Genomic DNA, 25874 nt, shown 5'->3' with positions numbered 1-25874 from the left:
GGGCCCACACACATTGCGCGCGCGAATACGCGAATCGGATCGTCGCCCGCGTCACTCGGGGCTCTTCAGCGCTCCGACCATGTCGATGCGGTCGAGCGCATGGTTCGTGGCGCGGCTCACCACAAGCGTGAACAGGAACGCCAGCACGGCCGCCGCCGCATAGCAGTACCACAGCACGTTGGGCACGATGTTCATGCCGGGCAGGTCGAGCCGGCTCACGAGGAAGCCGAGCAGTCCGCGGCCGCACGGCAGACCGATCGCGATGCCGATGGCGGCGAGCAGCAGCATCTCCTTGTTCACGTAGCCATGCACCTCGCCGCGGCGGAAGCCCAGCACCTTGATGGTGGCGAGCTCGCGTTCGCGTTCCGAGATGTTCGTGGAGGCGAGCGTGTACAGCACGACGACGGCGAGAATCGCGGCCATGGCGACGATGAAGCCGATCATCGCGAAGAAGATGGCGAAGCTCTTCGCGAAGTCGCGCTCCTGCTTCGCCGAACTCGTCACGGACAGGTAGTCGCTCTGCGAGGCGAGCCGGTCGGCGAACGCGATCTGCGCGTTATCGTCGCCCTTCACGTTGACGAGGTCGGCGTTGGGCGCATAATCGGCGTCGAACGCCTTCTCATAGGCGGATTGCGTCATGAACACGACGTTGCCGGTGTAGTACTGCGCGATCACGAACACGGGCAGTCCGGCGGTGTTCGCCATAGCGTCGGTCACGTCGACCTCGGAACCTTCGACAAGCGAGAGCTTCTTCGCGGCGTTCGCGGTGACGATGATGCCGCCGCCGGTCAGGTCGTCGCCATCCGCGCTGTACAGTTCGATCGGCGTGCCGGACGGCGTCTGGATGTTGATATGCCCGTCGGTCGATTCGCCGTCCTGGATGACCATGAGCTGCGCGGTGAGCTTCGCATCATGGTCACCCGCGTCCGCGTCCGGTGAGGCCAGGGTGACGGAGCCGAGCTGCAACGGCAGCGCGGATTCCACATCCTCGTCCTTGTCGAGCGCCTGCTGTGCCTTGTCGTGATCGGCGGCGGAAGTCACGGCCATCACGTCGTAGACGGAGATCTCGCCATGCTGGCGCGGCATGAGCGTCAGCGCGGAGGAGCCCATGCCGAAGCCTGCGGTCATGAGCGCGGTGCATCCGAGCACGCCGATGATGACCATGAGCGCGCGCGACTTGTAGCGGAACAGGTTGCGGGCGGTCACCTTGTCCAGGAATCCCAGATGGTTCCAGATGAATCCGATGCGCTGCAGCATGATCGTCCTGCCGGCTTTCGGCGCCTTGGGGCGCATGAGCTCAGCGGGCTCCAGCCGCAACGACCCCGTGCAGGCGGCCATCGCCGCGCCGGTGATGACGACGACGAACAGGAGCACACCGCCGACGGCGAGCCGCCAATCGACGAGCAGCGGATAATGCGGCAGCAGATACAGGTTCGCCAGCATCTTCCGCGTGAACACGAACGGCAGTCCGATGAGTCCCAGCAGGTCGCCGAGCACGCCGCCCAGCAGGCAGGCCGCGGCCGAGTAGACGAGGAATTTGAGCATGATCTCGCGACGGCCGTAGCCGAGCGCCTTGTACGTGCCGATGAGCTGACGGTCCTCCTCCACCATGCGCGTGATGGCCGTCAGACTCACCAGCAGCGCGATGACGAGGAACAGCACGGGGAACAACGTGCCGAGGCGGGAGATCATCTCGCTTTGCGTCTTCACGTCCTCATAGCTGGTGACGGCGCTGCGGTCGTTGACGATCCATTTCACACCCGAAGGCGCAGCATGCCCGATGGCGGTCTTCGCGGCGTCGACCTTGTCCAGATAGTCGTCGTCATACGTGTTCAGCGCTTTCGCGCCGGTGACGGTGACGACGGCGGACGTGTACGGCATGGCGTCACTCACGACCGCGTCCCCGCTGACGAACATCGGGTGGACGGTCTTCGAGGCGGTCACGAGGGCGAGCGGTCCGGAGGGGTTCACGATGTCGTTCGGGTCGATGACGACGCCGACGATCCGGTACGCGCCGTCGTCGAACACGGCGGGCGTGCGGGTCGCGGCGGCAGTCGCCGTCGCTGAACCGTCGGCGGAGAACGTCACCGTGTCGCCGACCTGCTTGCCGGAGTCATCGAGGTACTGCCGGGTGACGGCGATCTCGTGGCCGGCCTTCGGCAGGCGCCCCTCGCTCAGGTACGGGTCGTCGATGCCGCGGTCGTCGAGAGTCGAGACGGTGGCCGCGGCGCGCTTGCCGTCGATCTTCGTCGTGACGCTTTGCGAGCGGATGCCCGCCGCGTCGGCGACGCCGTCCGCCTTGCGCAGCGCGGCGATGTCGGCGTCGTCGAATCCGCGCGTGGAGACGACGGATATGTCGTGCATGCCGGTCGCGTCGAAGAAGTCGTCGAGGCCGGCGCGGATGTCCTTGCCGACGGTGTTGAGACCGCCGAGCATCATCACGCCGACCGCCACGATGATTGCGATGGCGGCGAACCGTCGTCCGTTGCCGGCGATCGTGCGCCACGCGTCCTTCCAGAGTGCGGTTCTACGCAACGGCCCACCTACCATTCGATGTCGGCGATGGGCGTCGGATGCTCGTTCACGGCGATCTCGGTGACCTTGCCGGAACGGAAGCGGATCAGACGGTCGCCCATCGGCGCGAGCGCGGAGTTGTGGGTGACGAGTGCGACGGTGATGCCGCGCTGGCGGCAGGAGTCCTGCAACAGCTGGAGCACCTCCTTGCCGGTGTTGTAGTCGAGCGCGCCTGTCGGCTCGTCGCACAGCAGCAGCTTCGGGTTCTTGGCGAGGGCGCGCGCGATGGACACGCGCTGCTGCTCGCCGCCGGAAAGCTGCGCGGGGAAGTTGTTGAGACGCTCCCCCAACCCCACCTTCTCCAGGGTTTCACGGGCGTCGAGCGCGTCGGGGCAGATCTGCGAGGCGAGCTCCACGTTCTCGAGGGCCGTGAGGTTGGGCACGAGGTTGTAGAACTGGAACACGAAGCCCACATCGAAGCGGCGGTAGTCGGTCAGTTCGGCATCGGACGCCTTCGTGACGTCGCGATCCCCCAGCCTGACGCTGCCGGACGTGGCGCGGTCCATGCCGCCGAGGATGTTCAACGCCGTGGATTTGCCGGCACCGGACGCGCCGAGAATCACGGCCAGTTCGCCCTGCTCGATGTCGAAGGTCGCATGGTCGAGGGCCAACACGGCGGATTCGCCGCTGCCGTACTGACGGACCACGTCATGGAATTCAAGGAAGCTCATCGTTTTTCACCTCTCTGGTCGGCACCGGTGCTGTCTTCCATTGTTCACCGGGCACCTGAGAGCGTAACCCATCACGGCGTAGGGTTAAATCCCCATATCCCGATACAGTGTGGGGTTAACGGAGACAGGAGCCGTGCCAGGCAAGCGCGGAATCGTCTCGGATCGGGTTTCCGGCATGAATCCGTGCCGGACAACCGCGTAACAGCACAGAATCAGCCTGTCCGGCAAATAATGGCGACAAGGAGGGGATATATGGCACGACCGAAGGCCACCGAACGATCGGCGCCGGAAAAGATGCAGGAGGCGTTCTGGACGCTGTTGGAGAAGAAGCCGTACGTGCAGATCACCATCAGCGACATCACGCGCGAAAGCGGGCTGAACCGCAGCGCGTTCTACTACCACTACGCCAACATCCCCGAACTCGCCGACGACGCGATCGCCGCGATCTACGAGGAGCCGGGCGTGACCGGATTCATCGCGCACATCATCCGGCAGGACGGCGATATCAGTATGCTGCGCGACTACGCGCTGGAGTTCGTCGGCTCGCCCGAACATCTCGCAAGCATCCGCCATCTGGCGCTCATCGCCGGACCGCACGGCTCCACGGGACTGGCCGCGCAGCTCAAGACATACGTCGGCGGCGTATGGCTGTCCGTGCTCGGGCTGGACGAGTCGCGGCTCAATCCCGGGCAGCGGGTCGTGCTGGAGTTCGCGACGAGCGGCATCCTCGGCGTGCTCGGCAAGGCGCGGACGCTGTTCACGCCGGAAAGCGTCGCATGGCTCGCGGACTCCGCCCTGCCGGACACCATCGCCCAGCTCATCAACTCGCTGAAGGACGATCATCGGAACTGACGGGATCGGCGACGCCAATGGAATGCGACGAATCCGACGCATGTCCCGCGCGACGGTACACTAAGGCTGTCACGCCGGCAGGGGCTACGGCGTCGCGCATCCACGTTTCCCGCGCGGCGACGACCGAAATCAGCCGGATCCGTTTTCCGACAGATTCGAGGTTCCCATGGATTCCGTCATGCCCGGACGCACGCCGTCGAAACGTTCCATCATCCCGATTATCGTGATGATGGTCGGCAGCTTCACCGCCATCCTCAACCAGACGCTGATGACCTCCGCCCTGCCGCATCTCATGCGCGAGTTCGGGGTGACGAGCAACACGGCGCAATGGCTGAGCACCGGATTTATGCTCACCAACGGCATCATGATCCCGGTCACCGCGTTCCTCATCCAGAAGTTCACGACGCGTCAGCTGTTCTTCTACGCGATCGGCATGTTCCTGTTCGGCACGCTCGTGTGCACGTTCGCTCCCGGGTTCTGGGTGCTGCTCGCCGGCCGCGTGTTGCAGGCGACGGGCGCGGGCATCCTCATGCCGCTTCTGCAGACCGTGCTGTTCATCACGTTCCCGCCGGAGAAGCGCGGCGCGGCGATGGGCTGGTTCGGCCTGGTCATCGCGTTCGCTCCGGCCCTGGGCCCCACCCTGTCCGGCCTCATCATCGACTTCCTGCCGTGGCGCTTTCTGTTCGTGCCGCTGATCGTCATCGCCGTCGTCGTGCTCGCCGCCGCGATTCCGACCGTGAGGAACGTGACCACGCGCACCGATCCGACCATCGACGTGCCTTCAATCGCCTTGTCGACGCTCGGCTTCGGCGGACTGCTGCTCGGCTTCAGCCTCGCCGGCCAGGAGGGCTGGACGTCGCCGCAGACGTTCGGCTCGCTCGCCGTGGGCGCAGTCGCCCTGTGCACGTTCATCCACCGCCAGCTGCATCTGGCGCGGCCCATGCTCGACTTCCGCGTGTTCGCCAAGCCGATGTTCGCCCTGTCGATGCTCGTCATCGTGCTCGTGTTCGTCACGTTCATCTCGACGATGAACATCCTGCCCATGTTCATCCAGGATTCGCTGGGGATGACCGCGTTGCAGTCCGGCCTGCTGCTCATGGGCGGCGGCGTGGCCGAAGGCGTGTTCAACCCGGTCGCCGGCCGACTGTTCGACCGCGTGGGCATCCACCGTATCGCGCCGCCCGCGATCGCCGTGGTCGCCGTCGCCGCGTTCGCGCTCTCCCGCATGGATGCGGACACGCCCGCATGGTGGCCGGCCGTGTTCTTCACGCTGATGATGGCGGGCGTCGCGTTCTGCCTGATGCCGTTGACCACCACCGCGCTCAACCAGCTGACCGGCCCGATGCTGCCGCACGGCACGGCGATGAACAATACGCTGCGCCAGACATGCGCGGCGATCGGCATCGCCGTCAACTTCACCATCATGACCACGAACACGCGTCCCGCGGCCGTCGCCGGCTCCGCTGCGGCCGGCCTCGCGCACGGCGTGGACGCGGTGTTCGTCACGGCGACCGTCGTGGCGTGCCTGGCGTTCGTGTTGTCGCTGTTCGTGCGCGACCGGCGCTGAACCGCAGCCGCCCGTGGCACCTCTACAATTGGTGGCATCACGGACGAATCCCGGAACGAATCCCCATGCCGGAGGGCGGAACCATGGAACTGCGCGTGCTGAAATACTTCCTCGCGGTGGCCGAGGAGGGCAACATCACGTGGGCGGCGCAATTGCTGCGCATCTCCCAGCCGACGTTGTCGCGCCAGTTGAAGCAGTTGGAGGAGGAGTTGGGCGTCACGCTGTTCGAACGCGGGCCGCATGCGATCACGCTCACCGAGGAGGGACGCCTGCTGCGCGACCGCGCGCAGACCATCGTCTCGCTGGCGGACAAGACGGAGGTCGATCTGAAGCGTTCCACTGGGGATCTCTCCGGCGACATCACGGCCGGGTGCGGCGAAGTGGGCGGCATGTCGTATCTGGCGCGGCGCATGGCCGAATTCCGTAAAGCCCACCCGGCGGTGCGGTTCCATGTGGTCAGCACGACGGCCGACGTGATCCAGGACCAGCTCGAACAGGGACTCATGGATTTCGGCCTCCTCGCCGACCCGGTGGACACCGAACGCTACGAATACCTGCATACGGGCATCAGCGACCATTGGGCGGCGATGGTACCCGACGGGCATCCATTGCAGACCCGCGAATCATTGACACCGTCCGATCTCGTCGGCGAACCGCTGCTGCTGCCGTCGCGCGAACCAGTGCGACGCGTGGTGATGCACTGGTTCGGCTCCCTTGCTTCGAAAACGGTCATCGCCGGCACGTGCAATCTGCCGGCGAACGGCGCGGCCATGGCGGCGAACGGGTTGGGTCTGTACCTGTGCATCGACTACGGCGCCTCGTATCCGGGCGTGCGCGCAGTGCCGCTCACGCCCGTGTTCGAAAGCAGCTCCGTGCTCGTGTGGAAGAAACAGGGCGTCTCCTCCCCCGCGGCCGGCGCGTTCGCCCGGTTCCTGCGCGCATGACGAAATCGGTTCAGGCGAGGTTGCGGTACGTCTCCTCGTCGACCGGTTCAAGCCATTCGTTGCTCGCGCCCTCCTTCTTCGGCATGATGGCGACATGCGCGAACGCCTCGTTCGGGGAGGCGCCGTGCCAGTGCTTGGTCTCCGGCGGGATATAGGCCACGTCGCCGGGCTTGAGCTCGACCGGCTCCTGGCCTTCGATCTGGTAGTAGCCGCGGCCGCCCACGGCGAGCAGGACCTGGCACACGCCGTGGTGGATGTGCCAGTGGTTCGTGCAGCCCGCCTCGAACGTCACGTTCGCGACGTTCACCTGACCGTCGCCGGCGAGCGGCGCGAGGTAGCTCTGGCCTTCGAAGTACTGCGCGTATGCGTCGTTCGGCTCCCCCATCGGGAAGGCGCTCGGGTTCTCCATGATGTTTCGTCCTTTCGTGTCTTTCTTTCTTGCCGTTATCGATGTCCATTACACGCCCGCCATCGCATTCCCGCCAATAGCGTCACCTCATACACGGCCATGCCTCGGGCGTATGGTGGAGGCATGCGCATCATCGAACGATTCTGCCGGGGCAAGCACGCCGACCAGTCGTTGAACGAGGACAGTCTCGTCGTCACGGAGGATTTCGCCGCCGTGGTGGACGGGGTGACGGGCAAGAGTCTGCGGCATCTGTGGAAGCCGAGCGGCGGCGTGGTCGCGAAGGACCTGCTGGCGAGCGCTATCGCGGGTTTGCCCGGTGGTGCTTCGATGCGTGAGGCGCAGCGGATTCTTGATGGTTGTCTGCGTGATGAGTATGCGGGGTTCGCGGCCGTGCATGGTGATGTGTCCTCGTCCTCAGGCGACGTGTCTTCGCGCGTGTTCGAGGTGGAGCCGTGGGAGCGTCTTCAGGCGAATGCCATGGTCTATAGCGTGTTTCGGCGTGAGGTGTGGTTGTTCGGTGATTGTCAGGTCATGGTGGATGGGGTGCGGACGCCGACGTTGAAGCGTGTGGATGAGTTGCTTGGGGAGTTGCGTTCGTTCGCCGCGCGGGCGTTGGCGTTGCGGGCGGATGCGGAGATGCGATGCTCCGACGGTCCGGAGACCGTGGCGACGGATGGCTCAGCACGCTCCTCCCATGTCGACGGTTCCGGAGATCCGGCGCGTGACATGATCATGCCGTTTCTGCGGTTGCAGTCGGAGTTCGCTAATCGGCGTGGGGAGTATGGGTATTTCGTGTTCGATGGGTTTACGGATCCGGAGTATCCGATTCGTGTCGTGCCGGTGGAGCCGGGTGCCGAGGTGGTGCTTGCGTCGGATGGGTATCCGTTGCTGCGCTCCACGTTGGCAGAATCGGAGGCGGAGTTGGGGCGTCTGCGTCGTGAGGATCCGGGGCTTGTGCGTGAGTTTCGGAGTACGAAGGGGTTCACGGCGGGGCTGGAGTCGTTCGATGACCGCACGTATCTGCGGTTCATCGTGTGAGGTGCGTCCCGTATAGCCGGCGGGCATGGGGGTGTATCGAACGACACTATTGGCTGGTTCTTTCCGACCGCGGTTCAATGGGACCGACTTGTGGAAAGGACCGTAATCATGAGTGTCGTCATGGCCGAACCCACGACCGATATCCTCGCCCGCGACCGGGGCGGCGTGCCCGTCGATCCCGCCGAACCGGGGTATGCCGCCATCGGTGCGATCATCACGGAGACGAAGCGGCTGTGCGTGGAGCTCAATACGGGCGGCTATCACGAGCCGGGCGAGGTCCATGCGATGTTCGAGCGGATCGTGGGGCATCCGGTTGACCCGTCGTTCCGTCTTAATCCGCCGTTCTACACGGATTTCGGCCGGAACATCGAAGTGGGGCGGGACGTGTTCGTCAATTGGGGGTGCACGCTGATGGATCGCGGCGGCATTTCGATCGGGGATGGTTCGTTCCTAGGGCCGAACGTGCAGCTCATCACCATCAACCACATGCGTGACCCGATGCGGCGGGCGGTGACCGTCTCGAAGCCGATCCGTATCGGCGCGCACGTGTGGATTGGCGCGGGCGCGATCGTGCTGCAGGATGTGACGGTCGGCGACGGCGCGATCGTCGGGGCCGGGGCGGTCGTCACGCATGACGTGCCGGCGGGTGCGATCGTCGCCGGGGTGCCTGCCAGGGTCATCGGACACGTGTGACGTTCCGGTGCCGTGACGTTGCGACGTTGCGGCGGAACATGCGATTAGGGATCATTCAGGAAAGGAAACAATCATGTCCACCAATACAGTCAGGTCCGCTAACGACGACTACGGCGACATCACGCCGGTCGATCTGCCGAAGCGCACGCTCGGCACGGGTTCCGCGGCGTTGGAGGTTTCGGCGATAGGCCTCGGCTGCATGGGGTTCACGATGAGCTGGCCGCCGTTCCTGCCGCACGACGAGTCGATCCGTGTGATTCGCACCGCCTATGAGATGGGCGAACGGCTCTTCGACACGGCCGAGGTGTATGGCCCGTTCACGAACGAGGAGCTGGTGGGCGAGGCGTTGGAGCCGTTCCGTGATGACGTGGTCATCGCCACCAAGTTCGGGTTCGCCCTGCACGGCGGATTCGGCGAAGGCGAGAGCGAGGCGCAATTGGATTCCTCGGGCCGCGTGCAGCAGACCGATTCGCGTCCCGAGACGATCCGCAGGGCGGTCGAAGGCTCGCTGAAGCGTCTGCGCACCGACCACATCGATCTCTACTACCAGCATCGCGTCGATACGAAGGTGCCGATCGAGGATGTGGCCGGCGTGATGGGCGAGCTCATGGCCGAAGGCAAGATCCTGCACTGGGGTCTGTCGGAGGCGGCGCCCGCGACCGTGCGTCGGGCGCATGCGGTGACGCCGGTGACAGCCGTGCAGAACGAGTATTCGATGTGGTGGAGGAAACCCGAGGAGGAACTGATCCCCACGTTGGAGGAGCTGGGCATCGGACTGGTGCCGTTCAGTCCGCTCGGCAAGGCGATGCTGGCCGGACGGTTCACCGCGTCCACGCGCTTCGCCGCCGACGACTATCGCAGCCGCATCCCCCGCTTCTCCCCCGACCATATGGCGCACAACATCGCGATGAGCGACTACGTCGAATCCCTGGCGCGGGCCAAAGGCGTGGCGCCCGCGCAGATCGCGCTCGGCTGGCTGCTCGCGCAAAAGCCCTGGATTGCGCCGATCCCCGGCACCAAGCACGTGGACCGTCTACGCCAGAACCTGGGCGGCGCGGCCGTCACGTTCACGTCCGACGAACTCGCCGCCATCGACCGCACGCTCGACTCCATCACCATCGAAGGCGCCCGCTACCAGCCCACGCAGGAGGCCTTGACCAACCACTGACGGGCAGAAAGCGGCCTGCGACCCGGTTGACCGGCACAGACACATATGCAAGTACTACTCATATAGTAGTAAATATGGCATTGTTTAACGAATATTGCTAATATATGAGTATGTTTGATTTGCTGGATGAGCCCATGCCGGGCGACGTGATGGCCGGTGTCGCCGATCGTATGGTCAAACGGCGCAAGGAGCACGGCATGACGCAGGCCGCATTGGCGGAGAAGTCCGGCGTGAGCTTGGGGTCGATCAGGCGGTTCGAGCAATCGCATGAGATCTCCTTCGGCTCGCTGGTGAACATCGCCTTCGCACTGCGTTGCGAACGGGATTTCGACGCGTTGTTCGCACAGCCGTACTATGCGACCATCGACGATGTCACCGCAGCCGCACGACGGAACGGAGGCCGCGCATGACCAACCCATTGCCGGATCTTGACCGGATTCGAGTCACATATGTCGGGGAATCGGTCGGTACGCTCACCATGTCCCCGAACCGTACCCTGGCATTCGCCTACGATCGGACGTGGCTGACGCACGGATTCTCCATCAGCCCGTTGAGCCTGCCACTGCGGGAAGGTGTGTTCGTCGCCAGACGGGACCCGTTGGACGGCATGTTCGGAGTCTTCGACGACAGCATGCCCGACGGCTGGGGCCGTCTGCTCACCGACCGGATGCTGCGCCAACACGGCATCGACCCGTATACGATCGGCCTGTTGCCGCGCCTGTCGATCGTGGGCGCGAGCGGCATGGGCGCGTTGGAATACGAGCCCGTGACGACGATTGACGACGAGCGTGCCGATCCACTCGATCTTGACGCGCTCGCACAGGAGTGCCTGCATCTGCTGAACACCGATTTCTCGGACGACCTCGACCGGCTGTTCGCCCTCGGAGGGTCTTCCGGCGGCGCCCGCCCGAAGATCCTCACCACGATCGACGACGAGGATTGGATCATCAAGTTCCCCTCATCCGTGGATCCACCCGACATCGGGGAGACCGAATACCGCATTTCGAATCTCGCTCGCGAATGTGGCATCACCATGCCGGAGACCCGATTGTTCCCGTCGAAACGCTGCTCCGGATATTTCGGAACCAAGCGGTTCGACCGTGTCCGGCCGGCCGACGGCAACACCCGCAAGGTGCACATGGTATCGGCCGGCGGACTGTTGGAGACCTCGCATCGCATCGCCAATCTGGATTACGGACTGCTCATGCGGCTGACCATGCGCATGACCGACAGCGCCGAGGAATGCGAGCGCATGTACCGGCTCATGTGCTTCAACGTGTTCATCGGCAACCGTGACGACCACGCGAAGAACTTCTCCTACCTGTACGACCGGGATCACGCCGTCTGGCGGCTCTCCCCCGCCTACGATCTGACCGAGAACCCCGGCATCAACGGCGAGCACACCACGGCGGTCAACGGCAAGGGGCGGGGCATCACGCTCGCCGACCTGGCCGGCATCGGCGTCAAGGCCGGCATACCGCGCACCCGCTGCCTGTCCATCGCCAAGGACATGCGGAAGCGCATCGCCGGTGCCGGATTCACCGTGCGCGACTGATCAGATTCACAGGTCCAGCCCGTCGACCCACTTGGTGAGCTTGGCCTCGCTCTCGGAGGCGGCGACGCGGCGTCCCGGCACCCAACGGGCGGCGGGCGCGGAATCATGCAATTGCACGCCGTCGGCGCCGCGCGTGCTGGAACCGGACGTGGCGAACGTCACGATGGTCCTTCCGGCCCAATCCTCGCTTTCGAGGAACGTGCGCACCACGCGCGGCGCGGTCTCCCACCACAGCGGGTAACCGACGAACACCACGTCATAGGGCTTCACGTCAATCGGTCCGGCGAGCGCGGGCCGCATGTCGCGGTGCGCGTGCTCCACGCTGGAACGGCTGGCGGCGTCACGCCAGTCGATGTCGGCGGCCGTGTACGGCTGTGCCGGTCGAATCTCCTTCAGATCCGCCCCGATGGCGTGCGCGAGTCGTTCGGCCACTCCCCGCGTGGTGCCGGTGGCGGAGAAATAGGCGACGAGCATGCGTTTGTTCATGATGGTTCCCTTCCCTCTGAGGACTATGTCCACGCTCCACGAGCCTCGAATATGAAAGGTCCGTGGCTCTACTCCGTATTACACCGCGGCCACACCGCGATGGCCAATAGTGTCGTTCGATATCCCGTCATGCGTCGAGGGCATGGGTTCGCGTTCCTGGCCGGCCTTTACGATGGCGTGCATGCGGTTGACGGTGAAACGGTTCGAGGAACTGAGTACGGCGGAGTTGTATGAGATCTACCGGGTGCGCGTGGCGGTGTTCGTGGTGGAGCAGCGGTGCGCCTACCAGGAGGTAGATGAGGCGGACCGGCGCTGCTGGCATGTGTTCCTGCATGATGACGATGGCATCGCCGCGTATTGTCGTGTGATCGACCCGGGTGTCACGTTCCCCGAGGCGTCGATCGGGCGCGTGCTGGCGACGCGGCGCAGGCAGGGGTTGGGTACGCGGATCGTGCGCGAAGGTCTCAGGGTGGCGCGGGAGCGCATGCACGCGGACGCGGTGCATATCGAGGCGCAGACGTATGCGCGCGGATTGTACGAGGCCCTCGGGTTCACGCAGGTGTCGGACGAGTTCCTCGAGGACGGCATCCCCCACATCGGCATGATGTGGCGGGCGTGACGGCCGGCCATGGCGACCATGGATCGGCCGCGCCTTTTCTCGGGTATCATGCGAGGTGTCGATGCATACCCCCCCCCTACCGCATACTGCAAGGAGGCTCCGATGAGGACGTTGGTACTGGTGTTTCATCCCGATCTCGAGGGCACGTCGCGCGCGAACAAGGCGTTGGCCGGGGCTGCGCGCGAACTGCCCGGCGACGCCGTGACCGTGCGCGACGTGTATGCGCTGTATCCGGACGGCGTGATCGACGTGGCCGCCGAGCAGCGGCTCATCGAGGAGCATGACCGCATCGTGCTGGAATTCCCGATGTACTGGTATTCGGCGCCCGCCCTGCTCAAGGAGTGGGAGGACAAGGTGCTCGCGTTCGGATGGGCGTACGGCCCGGGCGGCGAGGCGTTGCAGGGTAAGGAAGTCGCGGTCGCCACCACGGCGGGCGGCCCGGAATCCGAATACGTGGAGGAGGACGACGGCGCCACGATGCGCGAGGTGCTCTCCCCCTACCGGATGATGGCCCGCTACACGCACGCCGTGTGGCGAGACCCGTTCGTCGTCTTCGACTCCATGGAGCTGTCCGACGAGGCGTTGGCCGAGGCGGGCCGAAGGTACCAGGCGTTCCTCGCCGACTGACCACCCTGATATCCCCTCGCCCCGACCACGATCCGCCGCCGTCCCCGTTCCCGCTGGTACGATGATGGGGGAACGGCACCGATAGAGGGAGGAGACGGGATGGCTGCGATCGCCGTGGTCGACGACGACGCCGAGGCGCGCGGACGGCTCGGCGCCTGCATCTCGCGGTTCGCCGGAGAACATGGCCTGGACGTCGCCGTCGCCGGCTTCGCGGACGTCTCCGGGCTGCTGCGCCACGACCATCCGACGTGGGATGCGGTCTTCCTCGGTATCGGCGGGGCCGAAGCGGACGGGGGCGATGCCGCGCACGCCATCCGGGAGGACGATCCGTCGACGGTCATCGTGCTCGTCTCGGATTCGACGCAGCTGACGGTTACGGGACATGCGGCCGACGTGTTGGATTTCGTGGCCGAACCGGTGGATTACCCCGACTTCGCGCTGGTGATGCGCAGGGTGATGCGGCGCATCGGCGGGCGGCGCGCCAAAACCGTGTGCCTGATGTCGGAGGGTGTGCTGAGGCTCGTGCCGATCGGACGCATCTCACTGGTGGAGGCGCGGGAGGACCGTCTTCTCACGTATCACACCGCCGACGGCGACGTCACGGTCAGGGGCACGCTCGCCCAGGCGGAGGAGCTGCTGGCGGAAGGCGGTTTCATCCGTTGCGGCCGCCGGCATCTGATCAACGTGGACAACGTCACCGGCGTCGACGGGAACGAGATCCATGTGGACGGGCATCGCATCGAGGTGAGCATGCCGAAGAGACGGGAGATTCTGAGGGCCGTGGCCGAGTCGATGGGTGGTGCGCTGTGAACGGATGGATGGAGTTCCCCGGACTCGTCACGGTCGAATTGTTGGCCGCGCAGGCGTTGTTCGCGTGGCGCCTGCCGCGCCGCGAGCATGCGCCGCGCCGCGCGTTATGCGCCGTGGCGGCGATGCTGGCGTTCGGCCTGGCGGTGGCGGGATGTTCGGCGGCCGTGCCGGCCGTGTTCGCGCGTCTGATCGTCGGCGATTATCTGATGTTCGCGGCGTCCTGCATGGCGCTCGGCGCCGTGGTGCGCTGCGGATGGCGTACGGTCGCGGGGACGGCCCTGTGCGGGTACGTGCTGCGGCAGGGCGTCGCGGCGTTGGCGGGCATGCTGCATCCGGTTCGGATGCTGCTCGCCGGACGGTGGTCCGCCCCGTGGCTCGCCTCATGGGGTGCCGGGGAGGCCATGCGCGTGCTGGTGTTCGTCGCGGCGTACGCCGCGGCCTGGCGATGGTTCGTCCGCCCGCTGGACATGTCGAGGATCGGCCTGTCGTCCGCCGCGTCGACGGCGTTCCTGGCCGCGGCCGTGCCGTTGGCCGCCGTCGGACTGGGCTCCTGCGCGTATGCCGCCGGCCCGGGTTCGGCCGCATGGTTCATGGGTTCCGCCGTCTCCGCGCTCGCCGGCATGATCGTCCTGGCTTTGTTCGGCGAGGTCGTGCGCGATCGGACGCCCGATGACGAGCCGGCGTTCGTACGGCGGATGGACGACATGCGCGCCGACCATTATGCGCGGCTCAGGGATGTGCTCGAGACGGCGGACGTCCGCCGCGACGATCTCACACGACAGTTGGCCCGTCTGCGCGTCCCGGGCGCGACGGCATACGATGCGGTCATCGACGAGATCGCCGACGCCGTCGAAGACCGCGACCGCATCGCGGGCACCGGGATCCCGGCGCTGGACGTCGTGCTCGCGCAGACGGGCCGCGAGGCGGCGCGCCAAGGCATCCGGTTCACGTATATGGCCGGCGCGGACGGCGTGGCGTGGATGGACGACCGGGACGTCTACTCGCTGTTCGGCAATGCGCTCGACAACGCGGTCGAGGCGGCGGGACGGCTGGACGACCCCGAACGCAAGGTGGTCCGGCTGACCGTCGTGCGCCGCGCCGACCTGGTCAACATCCACGTCTCCAACTACTGCCGGGACATCCGTTTCGACGAGGACGGCACGCCCGCGGGCTCCGACGACTCCGACGGCGCTTCGGCGCACGGCTACGGGATCGCCAGCATGCGCATGACCGTCGAACGGCTGGGAGGCGACATGGTCATCGACGCCGACGACGGCGTCTTCGACCTGAACATCCTGCTTCCCGCGCCGCCGGCGGAACGGTCACGCGACGCGCGGCCGGACGACGCGGACTGACGACAGCCCGAGCACATACCAGGCGACGGGCAGGGTGAGCAGTCCGCCGGCAACGAACACCCACACGATCGGGATCAGGTCGGCGAGCGGCGCGAACACGAGCATGCCGAGCGGCATGCCGAGCGTGGAGAGCATCGTGTCGAGGCCGAAGACACGGCCGGTCATCGACTCGTCGGATTCGGATTGCATGATCGTGCGCATCGGGCCGACGCAGACCGCGGAGGCGACGCCGTTCAGCACGTCGACGACCAGATAGACGAGCAGGTTCGGCGCGAGGCCGAGTCCGACGACGGTGATGCCGACCATGGCGATGCCGAATGCGATCGCACGCATCCGGGCGAGCGAGCCGCCCAGCAGTCTGGGCCCGATCGCGGACATGAGCGCGCCGCCGAGCAGCAGGCCGACGCTCAGGCCCAGTTCGTTGGCGGCGAGCTTGTCGGAGGCGGTCGTGAGGTTCACGAACCCGAGGTTCAGATCCCGTCCATCGTATTCGCGGGTCATGAGCAGCAGCGTCAGGTTCATCGGCGCGACCGACATGAAGCAGGTGAGCGCATCGCCCAGCACCGCGCCCTTCAGGTACGGGTGGCGCATCGTATAGGCGAGACCGGCCTTGAGGTCGGCGAACGTGCGGCGCAGCACGATGAGCGGCAGCGGGTCCGCCGTCTCCCCCGTCGCCGCCGTAGCGGTCGCGTCGCCGCCGGACTCCGCCGGACGGCGCTTCGCCGGCATGCGGATCAGGGCGACGAAGCCGACGCCGATGACCGCGGTCGTCACGTCGACCAGCAGGATCGACCACAGCGGCGCCACGTTGACGAGCACGGCGGCGATCGCCGGCGCCGCGATGCGGTTCGCCGAGTCGATGACGCCGAAGATCGAGTTGACGCGCAGCAGCCCCTTCTCCGGGACGATGTCCGGGATGAACGACTGCACGGCGGGCTCCTGGATGCCGCCCCCGGCGGAACGGACGAGCAGCACCACGAAGATCAGCGACAGGCTCGCCCAGCCGGTCGCGAACGCGATGGACAGCACCACGGTGACGGCGGCGATGACGAGGTCGGGCAGGATGATCAGCGCCTTGCGGTTGTAGCGGTCGGCCATCGGCCCGCCGAATATGGAGACGAGCGCCTGCGGCAGGACGCCGAACAGCGTGGCCAGCAGCATGGCCGAACCGGTGCGCGTCTGCAGGACGATCCACCACCAGATGGCGAACTGGACGACGCTGGAGCCGAGCAGGGAGAACGCCTGGCCGGTGAGCAGCAGCGCGGCGCGGCGTATCCACCCGCGTTCGGACCGGTCGGTTGTATCTTCGGTTGTCGTTGCGATTGTTTCTTCTTCGATTGTTTCTTCCGAAAGATATTGAGACATACGCGGCATATCATGCCCACCGGGTGCGGACATACCGCAGCTGCGATTGATCAGCCCCTGGCTTCGTCGACCTTGTCGGCGGCATCGGCCCGTTCGCCCGGAACGTATTCGACCCCCGTCACGGCGTGTCGCGGGCGAACATGGTAGAAAAGACATAGACCTCTCGTTTCGAGATATCGCGAAGCGAGCCATGCCAACAAGGAGACAACATATGAAGAAGACCTTGGTCCTCGTGTTCCACCCGTCCCTGAACGGACAGTCCCACGTCAACAAGGCGCTCGCCGAGGCCGCCGGCGGACTGGACAATGTGACCGTGCGCGACGAATACGCGCTCTACCCGGACGGCAGGATCGACGTGAAGGCCGAGCAGGCCGCGGTCGAGGCCGCCGACCGCGTCGTGTTCCAGTTCCCGCTGTTCTGGTTCTCCTCCCCCGCCCTGCTCAAGGAGTGGGAGGACGAGGTGCTCGAGCACGGCTGGGCGTACGGCTCCGAAGGCCACGCATTCGAAGGCAAGGAGTTCGCCGTCGCCGTCTCCACCGGCTCCCCGGAGTCGAAGTACCAGCCGGAGGGCGACAACAAGTTCACCATCGAGCAGGTGCTCGTCCCGTTCGAGGGCACGGCCAACCACATCAACGCCACGTGGGTCAAGCCGTTCGTCACCTTCGCCTCCTTCGGCATCACCGACGAGGCGCTGGCCAAGGCCGTCGCGGACTACAAGGCGTTCCTGGCCAAATAACGCCCATCCCATCGGCTCTCGACGCGAAACGGCTCTCATGGTCCGCCCATGAGAGCCGTTTCGCGTCGAGAGGCCGTCGTCCCCAATCCCCAGTCCACGACGGACCGTGTCGCCGTTTGGCCATGACGCATCTACCGGTCGCGTGACGCGAGCTCCTCGCGCAGGGCGACGACGGCCGCGGCGAGTTCGCGCACCTGTTCGTGCAGCGCGCGCAGCTCCTCGGCGGAATCCACTGCGGAGTCCGCCGCCGTCGCCGTCACATCCGCATTCCCGACTTTCCGGCTTTCCGTTTCGCGCCGGTGCGCCTCGAAGTTGACCTGGTCGACGATCCATGAGGCGAGCGTGGCGGTGACGATGCCGATCAGCGCGATGCCGGCGAACATCAGCGCGACCGCGATGAGCTTGCCTTGGAACGTGACCGGCGACACGTCGCCGTAGCCGACGGTGGTGACGGTGACGAACGCCCACCACAGGGCCGTGCCGAACCTGTCGATCGTCGCGCCGGGAGCCCCGCGCTCCACCGAGTAGACGGCGAGCGCGCCCACGTACATGAGCATGCCGACGGCGCCGAACGCGTAGACGGCGATGCGGCCGCGCACCGCCATGCCGGAGGTGCGGTTGAGCACGTGCAGCACGGTGAGCAGGCGCAGCAGCCGCAACGGGCGCAGCATGGGTAGCGCGATGGTCGCGAGGGCGAACAGGTTGCGCGTGAACCATCGCCACCGGTCTTCGGCGAGCCACAGCGAGACGGCGTAGTCGACGACGAACATGATCCAGATCGCGTTGATGACGGTCTCGCACAGGAGGATGTGCGTGCCGGCGAGAATCTCCCACGAGTAGGCGACGAGGAACATGACGGACAGTACCATCAGCGGCCAGTCCGTCCAATGCTTCCATGCCTTGAGATCCATGCGACGATTCTACCGGTCGGAGCGCCGGTCACATGCCGGAGCCGGCCGGGTGCGCATCGACGCCATATAATGTACGAACGTACATAAAACCGAGCGAAGGAGCTTCAGGGATATGACCAGGGACGCACAGGGCAACGACTACGACGTCACCGCGGATCTTACGCCGGAGGGTCGCGTCGAATGGGACCGCATGGTCTCCGGCGAGGTCTACGAGGACTCCCATCCGGAGATCGAACGCAAGCGCGCGGAGGCGAAGCGGCTGTTCGTCGCCTACAACCGCACCGACTACGAGGATGTGGAACGCCGCCGCGAACTCATGGAGCGATTGTTCGCCTCGGTCGGCGAGGACGTGTTCATCGAACCGAACTTCCGCTGCGAGATGGGCCGCAACATCACGATCGGCTCGCACGCCTACGTCAACTTCGACTGCGTGATGCTCGACAACGCGCCGATCGTGATCGGCGACTACGTGTGGATCGCGCCGATGGTGGGCCTGTTCGCCACCAACCATGCGCTCGATTTCGAGGAGCGCAAGGCGGGGGCCTGCCGGGCGAAGCCGATTCGCATCGAGGACGGAGTATGGCTGGGCGGCCACGTGACCGTGCTCGGCGGCGTGACCATCGGACGTGGTTCGGTGATCGGCGCCGGCTCGGTCGTCACGAAGGACATCCCGGCCGGCGTGGTCGCCGTCGGCAATCCGGCGCGCGTCATCCGCCCGATCACCGAGGCCGACAGGACCGGGTTCTGCGAGCGCATCGCCGCACGCGACGCCGCACGGAACGAGTGACCGACGCGGGCGACGGGTATGGAGGCGACGGCTTCCCGCCACTCGTGTCCCTCATACCTCGCCTTCGTAGAGATAGTACGCGCCGGAAGCGCCGTCCGTATGTTCCCGGCATTCCTCGCGGATGCGGGTCAGTCCGCGATGGTCGTAGAAGCCCACATCGCACGTGGTGTCGGTGAACAGGAAATACCGGCGTGCGCCGTCGGCGTGGAATCGTCCGACCGCATGGTCGAACAACAGGCGTCCCACTCCCCTGCCGCGCGTCCGCTCGTCGACGAGGAACAGCACCACCTCCGCGTCGTAGCGCGTCCTGAGCCCGCGCATCAGCCGTCGGTCGACGGCGATCAGGTCGAGTGCGTCGCGGATGCCGCGTCGGCCGTCCGCCGTGAACGGTAACGGCAGCGATTCACGGATCACGCGTCGGACGTGACGGTCGAACGGCGTGGACCGCGGACGCGGCATCTTCGCGTCGACGCGCGCCAGGATCACGCCCACGACCCTGTCGCCTCGCACGGCGACGGTCGCGATGGTCGAGCATGACAGGCAGTGGTGCAGGTCGATGGTCGCGAGGCGTCGCGCACAGCGCCCGTCCATCGCGGGGTCGGCGTACCACATGCGGCGCATCATCGCGACGAGCGCCGGACAGTCGTCGTGTCGCAGCGGCCGCAATATCACGCCGGCCGCCGAGGCCGCCGAGGCTGCGGATGCCGCGGAATCTCCGGAATCGTCCATATGCATACGTTCCATTCTCCCATTCACCGGACGCGCGTCTGTCGGAGCACGTACCAGGCGACGGGCAGGGCGAGCAGGCCGCTGGCAATGAACACCCACGCGATTGGGATCAGGTCAGCGAGCGGAGCGAAAACCAGCATGCCGAGCGGCATGCCGAGCGTGGCGAGCGTCGTGTCGAGGCCGAAGACACGGCCGACCATCGACGGATCGGATTCGGATTGCATGACGGTGCGCATCGGCGCGGCGCACATGCCCCAGGCGATGCCGCACAGGATGTTGATGACGAGGTAGGCAAACAGCCCGGGGGCGAGCCCGAGGCCGACGATCGTGATGCCGACCGCGGCGATCGCGTGCGCGGCCACGCGCATGTTGTCGCGGATGACCTTCACGCCGATGGTGGACATGATGAGGCCGCCGAGCAGCATGCCGGCGCTCCAGCTCAGCTCGTTGGCGGCGAGCTTGTCGGAGGCGGTCGTGAGGTTCACGAACCCGAGGTCCAAGTCCAGCCCATCGTATTCGCGGGTCATGAGCAGGAGCGTCAGGTTCATCGGCGCGACCGCCACGAAACAGGTGAGTGCATCGCCGAGCACCACGCCTTTGAGACGGGGCTGCCGCATCGTGTAGGCGAGGCCGGCCTTGAGGTCGGCGAACGCACGGCGAAGGCCGGAGACGAGCGCGTTGCCCGCCGCGACGCCCGCGACCGGTGCCGGTGCCGCGGCGGCTTCCCCGCGTCGTTCCGGCACGCGGATGAGCGCGACGAAGCCGACGCCGATGACCGCGGTCGTCACGTCGATGAGCAGGATCGACCACAGGGGCATCACGTTGATGAGCACGGCGGCGACGGCGGGCGCGACGAGCATGTTGGCCGAGTTGATCATGCCGTAGATCGAGTTGACGCGCAGCAGTCCGCCGGCCGGCGTGATGTCGGGGATGAACGATTGGATGGCGGGCGTCTGCACGCCGCCGCCGGCCGAGCGGATGAACAGGACGACGAACAGGATGGCCAGGTTCGCCCAGCCGTGCGCGAAGGCGAACGACAGCATGACGGTGACGCCGGCGATGATGAGGTCGGGCAGCATGATGAGCGGCTTGCGCCGGTAGCGGTCGGCCATGGACCCGCCGAAGATCGACACGAGGGATTGCGGCATGACGCCGAACAGGGTGGCGAGCAGCATGGACCAGCCGCTTCTCTCCTGCAGTACGATCCACCACCAGAGGGCGTACTGCACGATGTTGGAGCCGAGCAGGGAGAATGCCTGTCCGGTGAGCAGCAGGGCGACGCGACGCGTCCAGCCGAGCTCGCGCGGATCGGGCTGCGGCTCGAAGGGCATGGTCGGTTCATGGGTATCAGTCATACGGGTGTTCCTTCGCTTCATCGTTCCGCACGGTCGTCCGTTCCGTACCGTGCATGGCATGCATACGGTCGAACCGGCATGCCGCGCCGACCGTCCGTCGTGGACGGTGCGGTGACGGCATGCCGGGACCGTATGTCAGATGAAGCCGGGCGCGTACACCGGGGCGTTGTTGTCCGGCGACGAGGCGCAACACAGGGAACACATGGTTCCAGACGTTAGCCGGATTCGCCGACAACGCCGGTCTACGCTACAGTCGCCCGCATCCGCCTAAGTCGCCTACAGCCGGTCGGCGATGAGACGGCAGTGGTCGCGCACCACGGCGGCGGACCTATGGAACTTCGCGAGCTCGTCGTCGCTCAGGTGCAGGTCGACGAAGTCACCCACGCCGTCGCCGTCGAGCGCGACGGGCAGGGAGAGGAACACGTCGTGTTCGCCGTACTCGTATTCGCCGTCGATGAGCGTGGACACGGATACGACGCCGCGCTCGTTCCACAGGATCATGCGCACGAGCCCCGCGACCGTGGCGGCGATGCCGTAGCTGGTGCCACCGCGCAGCCCCTTGATGTCGAGGCCGCGGCGGCGCGTCTCCTCCTCGATGCCGGCGAGCGTGACGCCCGGATAGCGCGAACGGTTGTCCTCCAGGTATTGTGCGAACGATTTGCCGATGAACGAGACCGTGGACCATGGCACGAACTGGCTGTCGCCGTGTTCGCCGACCACGTAGCCGGAGACGAGACGCGGGTCGAGCCGCGTGGTCTCGCCGATGATCGTCTTCATGCGCGACGTGTCGAGCGCCGCCCCGGAGCCGAACACCTGCGCGCGCGGCAGTCCGGTGCGTCTCCACGCGAACCAGCTGAGCACGTCGACCGGGTTCGACACCATGATGAGGATGCCGTCGAATCCGGAATCCCTGATGTGGCGCAGGATCGGGTCGACGATGTCGATGGCGGCGCCGAGCTCCTGCATGCGCGTCTCCCCCGGTTTCGGCTTCGGCCCGGCGGTGACGACGACCACGTCGGCGCGACGGCAGTCCTCCCAGCCGCCGGCGCGGATCGTCACGAACCTGCCGAGGAACTCGGATCCGTCGGCCAGGTCCATGGCCAGTCCCTCCGCCTTTTCGGGATGATGGTTGACGAGCACGAGCTCGTTGCACAACCCCTGTTGGACGATGGCGCTCGCCACCGCGGCGCCGACGCTGCCCGTGCCGACGACGACCACGCGGCTCCTGTTCGAAGTGACCATGATGCCGGTTCTCCTTTCCTCTCGAAATGTTGTGTCGACGGCGTTCCCGGCTTACCTGACGGCGGTGAAGAAGAACCGGGGGAACGGGAAGATGATGCTCCCATCGGATCGGGTCGGATAGGCCTTGCGCACGCGGGCGAGCACCTCGTTCTCGAAGGCCTCGCGCGCCGTGTCGTCGGCGAGCGCCTGCAGGTAGGGGCGCAGTCCGGTGCCGCGGTACCAGTCCATGATGGCCTCGTGCGAGGGCAGGGTGTGCATGTAGGTGGTGGTCCACATGCGGAAGCGCGCGGCGTGCGCGTGCAGCAGCTCCCAGTATTCGGGCGGCGTGAGGTTGAAGAACTCGCGGGCCTGCGGGAGCCGGTCCGCGTACGCCGGCGAATGCACCAGTTCGCCGATGATGCGGTGGATGGGTTCCTCGTAGTTCATCGGCGTCTGCACGGCGAGCATGCCGCCTTCGCGCAGCAGGCCGAGCATGGCGGGGATGAGGCGCGGGTGGTCGGGCACCCATTGGATGCACGCGTTGGAGAAGACCACGTCGAAATCGTGCGGCAGGGCGGCGGTCTGGTCCGGTTTCGACATGTCGCACAGGGCGAAGTCGATGTCCGGGTGTGCTTCGCGGGCGGCGGCGATCATCTCGGGCGAACTGTCCACGCCGAGGATCGAGGCGTGCGGGTAGCGTTCGCGCAGCACGGCGGTGCTGTTGCCCGGTCCGCAGCCGATGTCGATGAGGCGTGTGACCGTCCCGTCGTCCGGTGGCAGTTGCATCGCCAGATCGCGTGACGGCTGCGTGCGTTCCGTCCTGAACCGCAGATACTGTTCCGAATCCCATACGACCATGCGTTTCACGCTAGCGATGCGGACGCATGCGGTCCGCGGATGCGTCCGCATCGCGAACATGATGATAGCCGAGCGCTATTCTCAGCGGCCCTCCGCCGCGTCGTCCTTCAACGCGCGCAGCAGCGCCTGGTCGCGTTGCGCGATGACGCGTCTGCCGTCCTCGCCCTGCCAGGAGAAGAATCCCCTGCCGGTCTTGGCGCCGAGGTCGCCGGCCTTGACCTTCTCGGCGAGCAGCGGGTTCGGCCCCGTTCCGTTGTCCATGTCGTCGAACAGGTAGGTGCTGATGTTGTAGAACACGTCGAGCCCGCCCAGGTCGATGCTGGCAACCGGGCCGACGAGGTTCCAGCGGCGGCCGAGACTGTATTTCATCACGTCGTCGACGGTGGCGGCGTCGGCGATGCCCTCCTGGATGATGTGGAACTCCTCGCGCAGCACGGCCATCTGGAGACGGTTGCCGATGAAGCCGAGCGACTCCTTGTTGAGCCGGGCCGGCTTCTTGCCGATGCGCGTCATGAGGTCGAAGGTCACGTCGACCACGTCCTTCGTGGTCTTCTCCCCCGGCACGACCTCGACGAGCGGCATGAGCTGGGCGGGATTCCAGAAGTGGGCGACGACGAAACGCTCCGGATGTTCGAGCGCCGAGGCTATGGCCGTCGGGCTCAGGCCGGACGTGTTGGTCGCGAAGATCGCATCCTCGGGCGCGAAGCGCTCCACCTCGGTCCACACGGACTTCTTGACGTCGAGGTTCTCCGCCACGGATTCGATGACGAAGTCCGCGTCGGCGACGCCCCGCTCGTAGCCGACGACCGGCGTGATGCGGGCGAGCACGTCGTCGACGGTCTCGTCGTCGCGCAGCAGTCCCGCGTCGGCGAACGCCGTCGCGTCCCTGCGGATGTTCGTCGTCGCCCTGTCAAGTGACTTGTCGCTGCGGCCGACCAGCCTCGTGTCGTAGCCGGCGAGCGCGAACTGGAGCGCGATGGCATGCCCCATCGTGCCCGTGCCCACGTTCGCCACCGTCCTGATGTCGTCGATCCCCCTGCCCATCGTCGAACCTCCTCCATGAGTCCCTTGCGGACGCACACCGTCCTAAATGGTGATTGTAATCGCCTTTCCGGCACCGGGGGCGGAAGGAACCTCACGACGGACGCGGGATCGACGGCATGCCGCCATGCGTCAGCGGTCGCGCCAGCGCAGGAGCTCGAAGGCGAGGATGAGGGCGAGCAGGAGGGCGGAGGCGAGGAACACGACGCGCAGGGCCAGGGTGAGCGAGGGCAGGAACGTGGCGATGACGCCGAACACGGCCACGCCGACCGCGCCGCCGACCTGGCGGAACGTGTTGAACATGGCGGAGGCGATGCCGGCCTGCGCGGAGTCGACGCTCTTGAGCACCACGCCCGCGGCCGCCGGCGTGGTGATGGCCGCGCCGAATCCGACGACGCTCAGCCCCGTGGCGATCGCCCATACGGGGATCGGCGACGGGTAGAGGAATTCGAACAGGAATCCGGCGATCATGATTGCGAGCCCCAGCGTGATCGAGAACTTCGATCCGCGTGCGGTGATGATGCGGCCGCCGGCGAGGTTGCCGGCGATGGTGACGAACGCGGACGGCACGAACACGAGTCCGGCGGCGAAGGCGCCCATGCCGAGCCCGTTCTGCAGGAACAGCGTGCAGATGAACACCATGCCGTACCAGTTGAAGATCATGACGAATCCGATGAGCAGCGCGACCTGCATGCCGCGCACGTGGAACAGTCCCAACGGCATCATGGGCGTGCGCACCTTCGCCTGGGAGCGGACGAACGCGACGAGCAGGATCGCGCCGACGGCGACGAGCGTCCATGCGAGTGGCGAGGCGACGCCGAGGGCGCCGATCTCGATGACGCCGGCGATGAGGATGACGAGGCCGGACAATGCGAGCGACTGCCCCACCCAGTCGAACCGCTTGGCGCGCCGCGGCGAGGGCGCGACGCGCGCGCACAGGCCGAGGACCAGCAGGCAGAACGGCACGTTGATTGCGAACACAAGACTCCAGTGGATTGGCGTGAGCAGACCCCCGAGCAGCGGCCCCACGGCCGACGCGCTCGCGCCGCCCGCACCCCACAGGGCGAGCGCCCAGGCGCGCCACTTCGGATCGGGGCTCGTCTCGTTGATGAGCGACATGGATGCGGGCAGGATCAGCGCGGAGGCGACTCCGAGCAGGCATCGGCCGAAGACGAGCGCGCCCATCGACCATGCGAACGAGCTGAACAGGGACGCGGCGGCGAACAGGGCGGCGCCGCAGACGAACACGCGCTTGGCACCCCACCGGTCGGCGAGGTTGCCGCATAGGAGGAGGAGCGCGGCGAACAGGAGGCTGTAGCCGTCGACCACCCACTGCTGGACGGCCATGTCGCCGCCGAGGTCGCGGCTGATGGTGGGCAGCGCCACGTTGACGATGAGCACGTCCATACCGACGAGGAACGAGGCGATGGACGCCGCGGCCGTGGCGAACGGTGCGGAACGGGCGATGGTCCGCGTGCGGTCGTCCGGAAGCGCCGGCGACGG

Annotated in this window: 26 protein-coding genes; 14 read left to right on the top strand and 12 right to left on the bottom strand. The window is 66.3% G+C overall.

All coding sequences use genetic code 11. The features are described from left to right. Nucleotides 1-51: 51 nt before the first annotated feature. Together AC1AYN_RS03340 and AC1AYN_RS03335 are read right to left on the bottom strand one after the other, a co-directional pair. Nucleotides 52-2535: an ABC transporter permease gene (locus AC1AYN_RS03340; RefSeq protein WP_476532081.1), complete on the bottom strand. Its 2484-nt coding sequence runs from the start codon at nucleotides 2533-2535 to the stop codon at nucleotides 52-54. A gap of 8 nt (nucleotides 2536-2543) precedes the next feature. Then, complete coding sequence (locus tag AC1AYN_RS03335; RefSeq protein WP_476501746.1) at nucleotides 2544-3245, bottom strand: ABC transporter ATP-binding protein; 702 nt, start codon at nucleotides 3243-3245, stop codon at nucleotides 2544-2546. 252 nt (nucleotides 3246-3497) lie between these two features. Here AC1AYN_RS03335 and AC1AYN_RS03330 point away from each other — a divergent pair, with 252 nt between their 5' ends. The 3 genes from AC1AYN_RS03330 to AC1AYN_RS03320 all read left to right on the top strand — a co-directional run bounded on the left by AC1AYN_RS03330 (nucleotide 3498) and on the right by AC1AYN_RS03320 (nucleotide 6608). Further along, the gene (locus AC1AYN_RS03330) at nucleotides 3498-4097 is read left to right on the top strand and encodes a TetR/AcrR family transcriptional regulator (RefSeq protein WP_476532079.1); all 600 of its coding nucleotides are present in this window, start codon (nucleotides 3498-3500) and stop codon (nucleotides 4095-4097) included. Between the two features lie 178 nt (nucleotides 4098-4275). Beyond that, complete coding sequence (locus AC1AYN_RS03325) at nucleotides 4276-5664, top strand: MDR family MFS transporter (RefSeq protein ID WP_476532077.1); 1389 nt, start codon at nucleotides 4276-4278, stop codon at nucleotides 5662-5664. A 65-nt stretch (nucleotides 5665-5729) separates the two neighbouring features. After that, on the top strand, nucleotides 5730-6608 hold the full coding sequence (locus AC1AYN_RS03320; RefSeq protein WP_476532075.1) for a LysR family transcriptional regulator: 879 nt from the start codon (nucleotides 5730-5732) through the stop codon (nucleotides 6606-6608). Between the two features lie 10 nt (nucleotides 6609-6618). On the opposite strand, the gene AC1AYN_RS03315 is transcribed toward AC1AYN_RS03320, so the two are convergent. Continuing rightward, on the bottom strand, nucleotides 6619-7017 hold the full coding sequence (locus AC1AYN_RS03315) for a cupin domain-containing protein (protein ID WP_476532073.1): 399 nt from the start codon (nucleotides 7015-7017) through the stop codon (nucleotides 6619-6621). Nucleotides 7018-7140: 123 nt separating this feature from the next. On the opposite strand from AC1AYN_RS03315, the gene AC1AYN_RS03310 reads away from it, so the two are divergent. The 5 genes from AC1AYN_RS03310 (at nucleotide 7141) to AC1AYN_RS03290 (ending at nucleotide 11471) form a co-directional block, all read left to right on the top strand. Next, nucleotides 7141-8055: a hypothetical protein gene (locus AC1AYN_RS03310; RefSeq protein WP_476532071.1), complete on the top strand. Its 915-nt coding sequence runs from the start codon at nucleotides 7141-7143 to the stop codon at nucleotides 8053-8055. A gap of 108 nt (nucleotides 8056-8163) precedes the next feature. Further along, a complete protein-coding gene (locus AC1AYN_RS03305; RefSeq protein ID WP_476532069.1) occupies nucleotides 8164-8748 on the top strand; it encodes a sugar O-acetyltransferase in 585 nt (194 codons plus the stop codon). Nucleotides 8749-8821: 73 nt separating this feature from the next. Continuing rightward, nucleotides 8822-9916, top strand: coding sequence for an aldo/keto reductase (locus tag AC1AYN_RS03300; RefSeq protein ID WP_476532067.1), 1095 nt, complete (start codon nucleotides 8822-8824; stop codon nucleotides 9914-9916). A gap of 104 nt (nucleotides 9917-10020) precedes the next feature. After that, nucleotides 10021-10326, top strand: coding sequence for a helix-turn-helix domain-containing protein (locus AC1AYN_RS03295; RefSeq protein ID WP_476532065.1), 306 nt, complete (start codon nucleotides 10021-10023; stop codon nucleotides 10324-10326). Further along, a complete protein-coding gene (locus AC1AYN_RS03290) occupies nucleotides 10323-11471 on the top strand; it encodes a type II toxin-antitoxin system HipA family toxin (RefSeq protein WP_476532063.1) in 1149 nt (382 codons plus the stop codon). The genes AC1AYN_RS03295 and AC1AYN_RS03290 overlap by 4 nt, the downstream gene beginning before the upstream one ends. Nucleotides 11472-11477: 6 nt before the next feature. Here the strand turns inward: AC1AYN_RS03290 and AC1AYN_RS03285 are convergent, their stop codons facing one another. Continuing rightward, nucleotides 11478-11957, bottom strand: coding sequence for a flavodoxin (locus AC1AYN_RS03285; RefSeq protein WP_476532061.1), 480 nt, complete (start codon nucleotides 11955-11957; stop codon nucleotides 11478-11480). A 181-nt stretch (nucleotides 11958-12138) separates the two neighbouring features. On the opposite strand from AC1AYN_RS03285, the gene AC1AYN_RS03280 reads away from it, so the two are divergent. The 4 genes from AC1AYN_RS03280 (at nucleotide 12139) to AC1AYN_RS03265 (ending at nucleotide 15368) form a co-directional block, all read left to right on the top strand. Next, nucleotides 12139-12576, top strand: a complete 438-nt coding sequence (locus AC1AYN_RS03280; protein ID WP_476532059.1) for a GNAT family N-acetyltransferase — start codon at nucleotides 12139-12141, stop codon at nucleotides 12574-12576. 102 nt (nucleotides 12577-12678) lie between these two features. Beyond that, the gene (locus AC1AYN_RS03275; protein WP_476532057.1) at nucleotides 12679-13203 is read left to right on the top strand and encodes an NAD(P)H-dependent oxidoreductase; all 525 of its coding nucleotides are present in this window, start codon (nucleotides 12679-12681) and stop codon (nucleotides 13201-13203) included. Nucleotides 13204-13302: 99 nt separating this feature from the next. Then, nucleotides 13303-14013, top strand: a complete 711-nt coding sequence (locus tag AC1AYN_RS03270; RefSeq protein WP_476532055.1) for a LytR/AlgR family response regulator transcription factor — start codon at nucleotides 13303-13305, stop codon at nucleotides 14011-14013. Next, complete coding sequence (locus AC1AYN_RS03265; RefSeq protein ID WP_476532053.1) at nucleotides 14010-15368, top strand: ATP-binding protein; 1359 nt, start codon at nucleotides 14010-14012, stop codon at nucleotides 15366-15368. The genes AC1AYN_RS03270 and AC1AYN_RS03265 overlap by 4 nt, the downstream gene beginning before the upstream one ends. Here the strand turns inward: AC1AYN_RS03265 and AC1AYN_RS03260 are convergent. Continuing rightward, the gene (locus AC1AYN_RS03260) at nucleotides 15336-16733 is read right to left on the bottom strand and encodes an MFS transporter (RefSeq protein WP_476532051.1); all 1398 of its coding nucleotides are present in this window, start codon (nucleotides 16731-16733) and stop codon (nucleotides 15336-15338) included. The genes AC1AYN_RS03265 and AC1AYN_RS03260 overlap by 33 nt on opposite strands. Nucleotides 16734-16944: 211 nt before the next feature. Here AC1AYN_RS03260 and AC1AYN_RS03255 point away from each other — a divergent pair, with 211 nt between their 5' ends. Next, complete coding sequence (locus tag AC1AYN_RS03255; protein WP_476532049.1) at nucleotides 16945-17469, top strand: NAD(P)H-dependent oxidoreductase; 525 nt, start codon at nucleotides 16945-16947, stop codon at nucleotides 17467-17469. A gap of 131 nt (nucleotides 17470-17600) precedes the next feature. On the opposite strand, the gene AC1AYN_RS03250 is transcribed toward AC1AYN_RS03255, so the two are convergent. After that, complete coding sequence (locus AC1AYN_RS03250; RefSeq protein ID WP_476532047.1) at nucleotides 17601-18380, bottom strand: potassium channel family protein; 780 nt, start codon at nucleotides 18378-18380, stop codon at nucleotides 17601-17603. 112 nt (nucleotides 18381-18492) lie between these two features. On the opposite strand from AC1AYN_RS03250, the gene AC1AYN_RS03245 reads away from it, so the two are divergent. Continuing rightward, complete coding sequence (locus tag AC1AYN_RS03245) at nucleotides 18493-19167, top strand: sugar O-acetyltransferase (RefSeq protein ID WP_476501763.1); 675 nt, start codon at nucleotides 18493-18495, stop codon at nucleotides 19165-19167. Between the two features lie 51 nt (nucleotides 19168-19218). Here AC1AYN_RS03245 and AC1AYN_RS03240 read toward each other — a convergent pair whose 3' ends face one another. From AC1AYN_RS03240 to AC1AYN_RS03215, 6 genes are all read right to left on the bottom strand, one after another. Then, nucleotides 19219-19896 carry a GNAT family N-acetyltransferase gene (locus AC1AYN_RS03240; protein WP_476532045.1) on the bottom strand — a complete coding sequence of 226 codons (678 nt, stop codon included), beginning with the start codon at nucleotides 19894-19896 and terminating at the stop codon, nucleotides 19219-19221. A gap of 23 nt (nucleotides 19897-19919) precedes the next feature. Next, the gene (locus AC1AYN_RS03235; RefSeq protein ID WP_476532044.1) at nucleotides 19920-21251 is read right to left on the bottom strand and encodes an MFS transporter; all 1332 of its coding nucleotides are present in this window, start codon (nucleotides 21249-21251) and stop codon (nucleotides 19920-19922) included. A 276-nt stretch (nucleotides 21252-21527) separates the two neighbouring features. Further along, the gene (locus AC1AYN_RS03230; protein WP_476532042.1) at nucleotides 21528-22493 is read right to left on the bottom strand and encodes an L-lactate dehydrogenase; all 966 of its coding nucleotides are present in this window, start codon (nucleotides 22491-22493) and stop codon (nucleotides 21528-21530) included. A gap of 51 nt (nucleotides 22494-22544) precedes the next feature. After that, nucleotides 22545-23330: a methyltransferase domain-containing protein gene (locus AC1AYN_RS03225; RefSeq protein WP_476532040.1), complete on the bottom strand. Its 786-nt coding sequence runs from the start codon at nucleotides 23328-23330 to the stop codon at nucleotides 22545-22547. Between the two features lie 81 nt (nucleotides 23331-23411). Then, nucleotides 23412-24374: a 3-hydroxyacyl-CoA dehydrogenase family protein gene (locus AC1AYN_RS03220; RefSeq protein ID WP_476532038.1), complete on the bottom strand. Its 963-nt coding sequence runs from the start codon at nucleotides 24372-24374 to the stop codon at nucleotides 23412-23414. A 129-nt stretch (nucleotides 24375-24503) separates the two neighbouring features. Continuing rightward, nucleotides 24504-25838, bottom strand: a complete 1335-nt coding sequence (locus tag AC1AYN_RS03215; protein WP_476532321.1) for an MFS transporter — start codon at nucleotides 25836-25838, stop codon at nucleotides 24504-24506. Nucleotides 25839-25874 lie beyond the last annotated feature (36 nt).

It is taken from the genome of Bifidobacterium sp. LH_413 (assembly GCF_056357015.1).
Note: the sequence above shows the minus strand (reverse complement) of the source record. Positions and strands in the feature narration are given on the sequence as shown.

What these genes read in the sequence shown, in the direction of transcription:
- AC1AYN_RS03245 (WP_476501763.1), top strand. Translation starts at nt 18,493, where the DNA reads ATGACCAGGGACGCACAGGGCAACGACTACGACGTCACCGCGGATCTT.
- AC1AYN_RS03310 (WP_476532071.1), top strand. Translation starts at nt 7,141, where the DNA reads ATGCGCATCATCGAACGATTCTGCCGGGGCAAGCACGCCGACCAGTCG.
- AC1AYN_RS03280 (WP_476532059.1), top strand. Translation starts at nt 12,139, where the DNA reads ATGCGGTTGACGGTGAAACGGTTCGAGGAACTGAGTACGGCGGAGTTG.
- AC1AYN_RS03330 (WP_476532079.1), top strand. Translation starts at nt 3,498, where the DNA reads ATGGCACGACCGAAGGCCACCGAACGATCGGCGCCGGAAAAGATGCAG.
- AC1AYN_RS03335 (WP_476501746.1), bottom strand. Translation starts at nt 3,245, where the DNA reads ATGAGCTTCCTTGAATTCCATGACGTGGTCCGTCAGTACGGCAGCGGC.
- AC1AYN_RS03220 (WP_476532038.1), bottom strand. Translation starts at nt 24,374, where the DNA reads ATGGGCAGGGGGATCGACGACATCAGGACGGTGGCGAACGTGGGCACG.
- AC1AYN_RS03325 (WP_476532077.1), top strand. Translation starts at nt 4,276, where the DNA reads ATGCCCGGACGCACGCCGTCGAAACGTTCCATCATCCCGATTATCGTG.
- AC1AYN_RS03320 (WP_476532075.1), top strand. Translation starts at nt 5,730, where the DNA reads ATGCCGGAGGGCGGAACCATGGAACTGCGCGTGCTGAAATACTTCCTC.
- AC1AYN_RS03225 (WP_476532040.1), bottom strand. Translation starts at nt 23,330, where the DNA reads ATGGTCGTATGGGATTCGGAACAGTATCTGCGGTTCAGGACGGAACGC.
- AC1AYN_RS03290 (WP_476532063.1), top strand. Translation starts at nt 10,323, where the DNA reads ATGACCAACCCATTGCCGGATCTTGACCGGATTCGAGTCACATATGTC.
- AC1AYN_RS03255 (WP_476532049.1), top strand. Translation starts at nt 16,945, where the DNA reads ATGAAGAAGACCTTGGTCCTCGTGTTCCACCCGTCCCTGAACGGACAG.
- AC1AYN_RS03285 (WP_476532061.1), bottom strand. Translation starts at nt 11,957, where the DNA reads ATGAACAAACGCATGCTCGTCGCCTATTTCTCCGCCACCGGCACCACG.
- AC1AYN_RS03305 (WP_476532069.1), top strand. Translation starts at nt 8,164, where the DNA reads ATGAGTGTCGTCATGGCCGAACCCACGACCGATATCCTCGCCCGCGAC.
- AC1AYN_RS03275 (WP_476532057.1), top strand. Translation starts at nt 12,679, where the DNA reads ATGAGGACGTTGGTACTGGTGTTTCATCCCGATCTCGAGGGCACGTCG.
- AC1AYN_RS03315 (WP_476532073.1), bottom strand. Translation starts at nt 7,017, where the DNA reads ATGGAGAACCCGAGCGCCTTCCCGATGGGGGAGCCGAACGACGCATAC.
- AC1AYN_RS03270 (WP_476532055.1), top strand. Translation starts at nt 13,303, where the DNA reads ATGGCTGCGATCGCCGTGGTCGACGACGACGCCGAGGCGCGCGGACGG.
- AC1AYN_RS03230 (WP_476532042.1), bottom strand. Translation starts at nt 22,493, where the DNA reads ATGGTCACTTCGAACAGGAGCCGCGTGGTCGTCGTCGGCACGGGCAGC.
- AC1AYN_RS03235 (WP_476532044.1), bottom strand. Translation starts at nt 21,251, where the DNA reads ATGACTGATACCCATGAACCGACCATGCCCTTCGAGCCGCAGCCCGAT.
- AC1AYN_RS03300 (WP_476532067.1), top strand. Translation starts at nt 8,822, where the DNA reads ATGTCCACCAATACAGTCAGGTCCGCTAACGACGACTACGGCGACATC.
- AC1AYN_RS03260 (WP_476532051.1), bottom strand. Translation starts at nt 16,733, where the DNA reads ATGTCTCAATATCTTTCGGAAGAAACAATCGAAGAAGAAACAATCGCA.
- AC1AYN_RS03295 (WP_476532065.1), top strand. Translation starts at nt 10,021, where the DNA reads ATGAGTATGTTTGATTTGCTGGATGAGCCCATGCCGGGCGACGTGATG.
- AC1AYN_RS03240 (WP_476532045.1), bottom strand. Translation starts at nt 19,896, where the DNA reads ATGGACGATTCCGGAGATTCCGCGGCATCCGCAGCCTCGGCGGCCTCG.
- AC1AYN_RS03250 (WP_476532047.1), bottom strand. Translation starts at nt 18,380, where the DNA reads ATGGATCTCAAGGCATGGAAGCATTGGACGGACTGGCCGCTGATGGTA.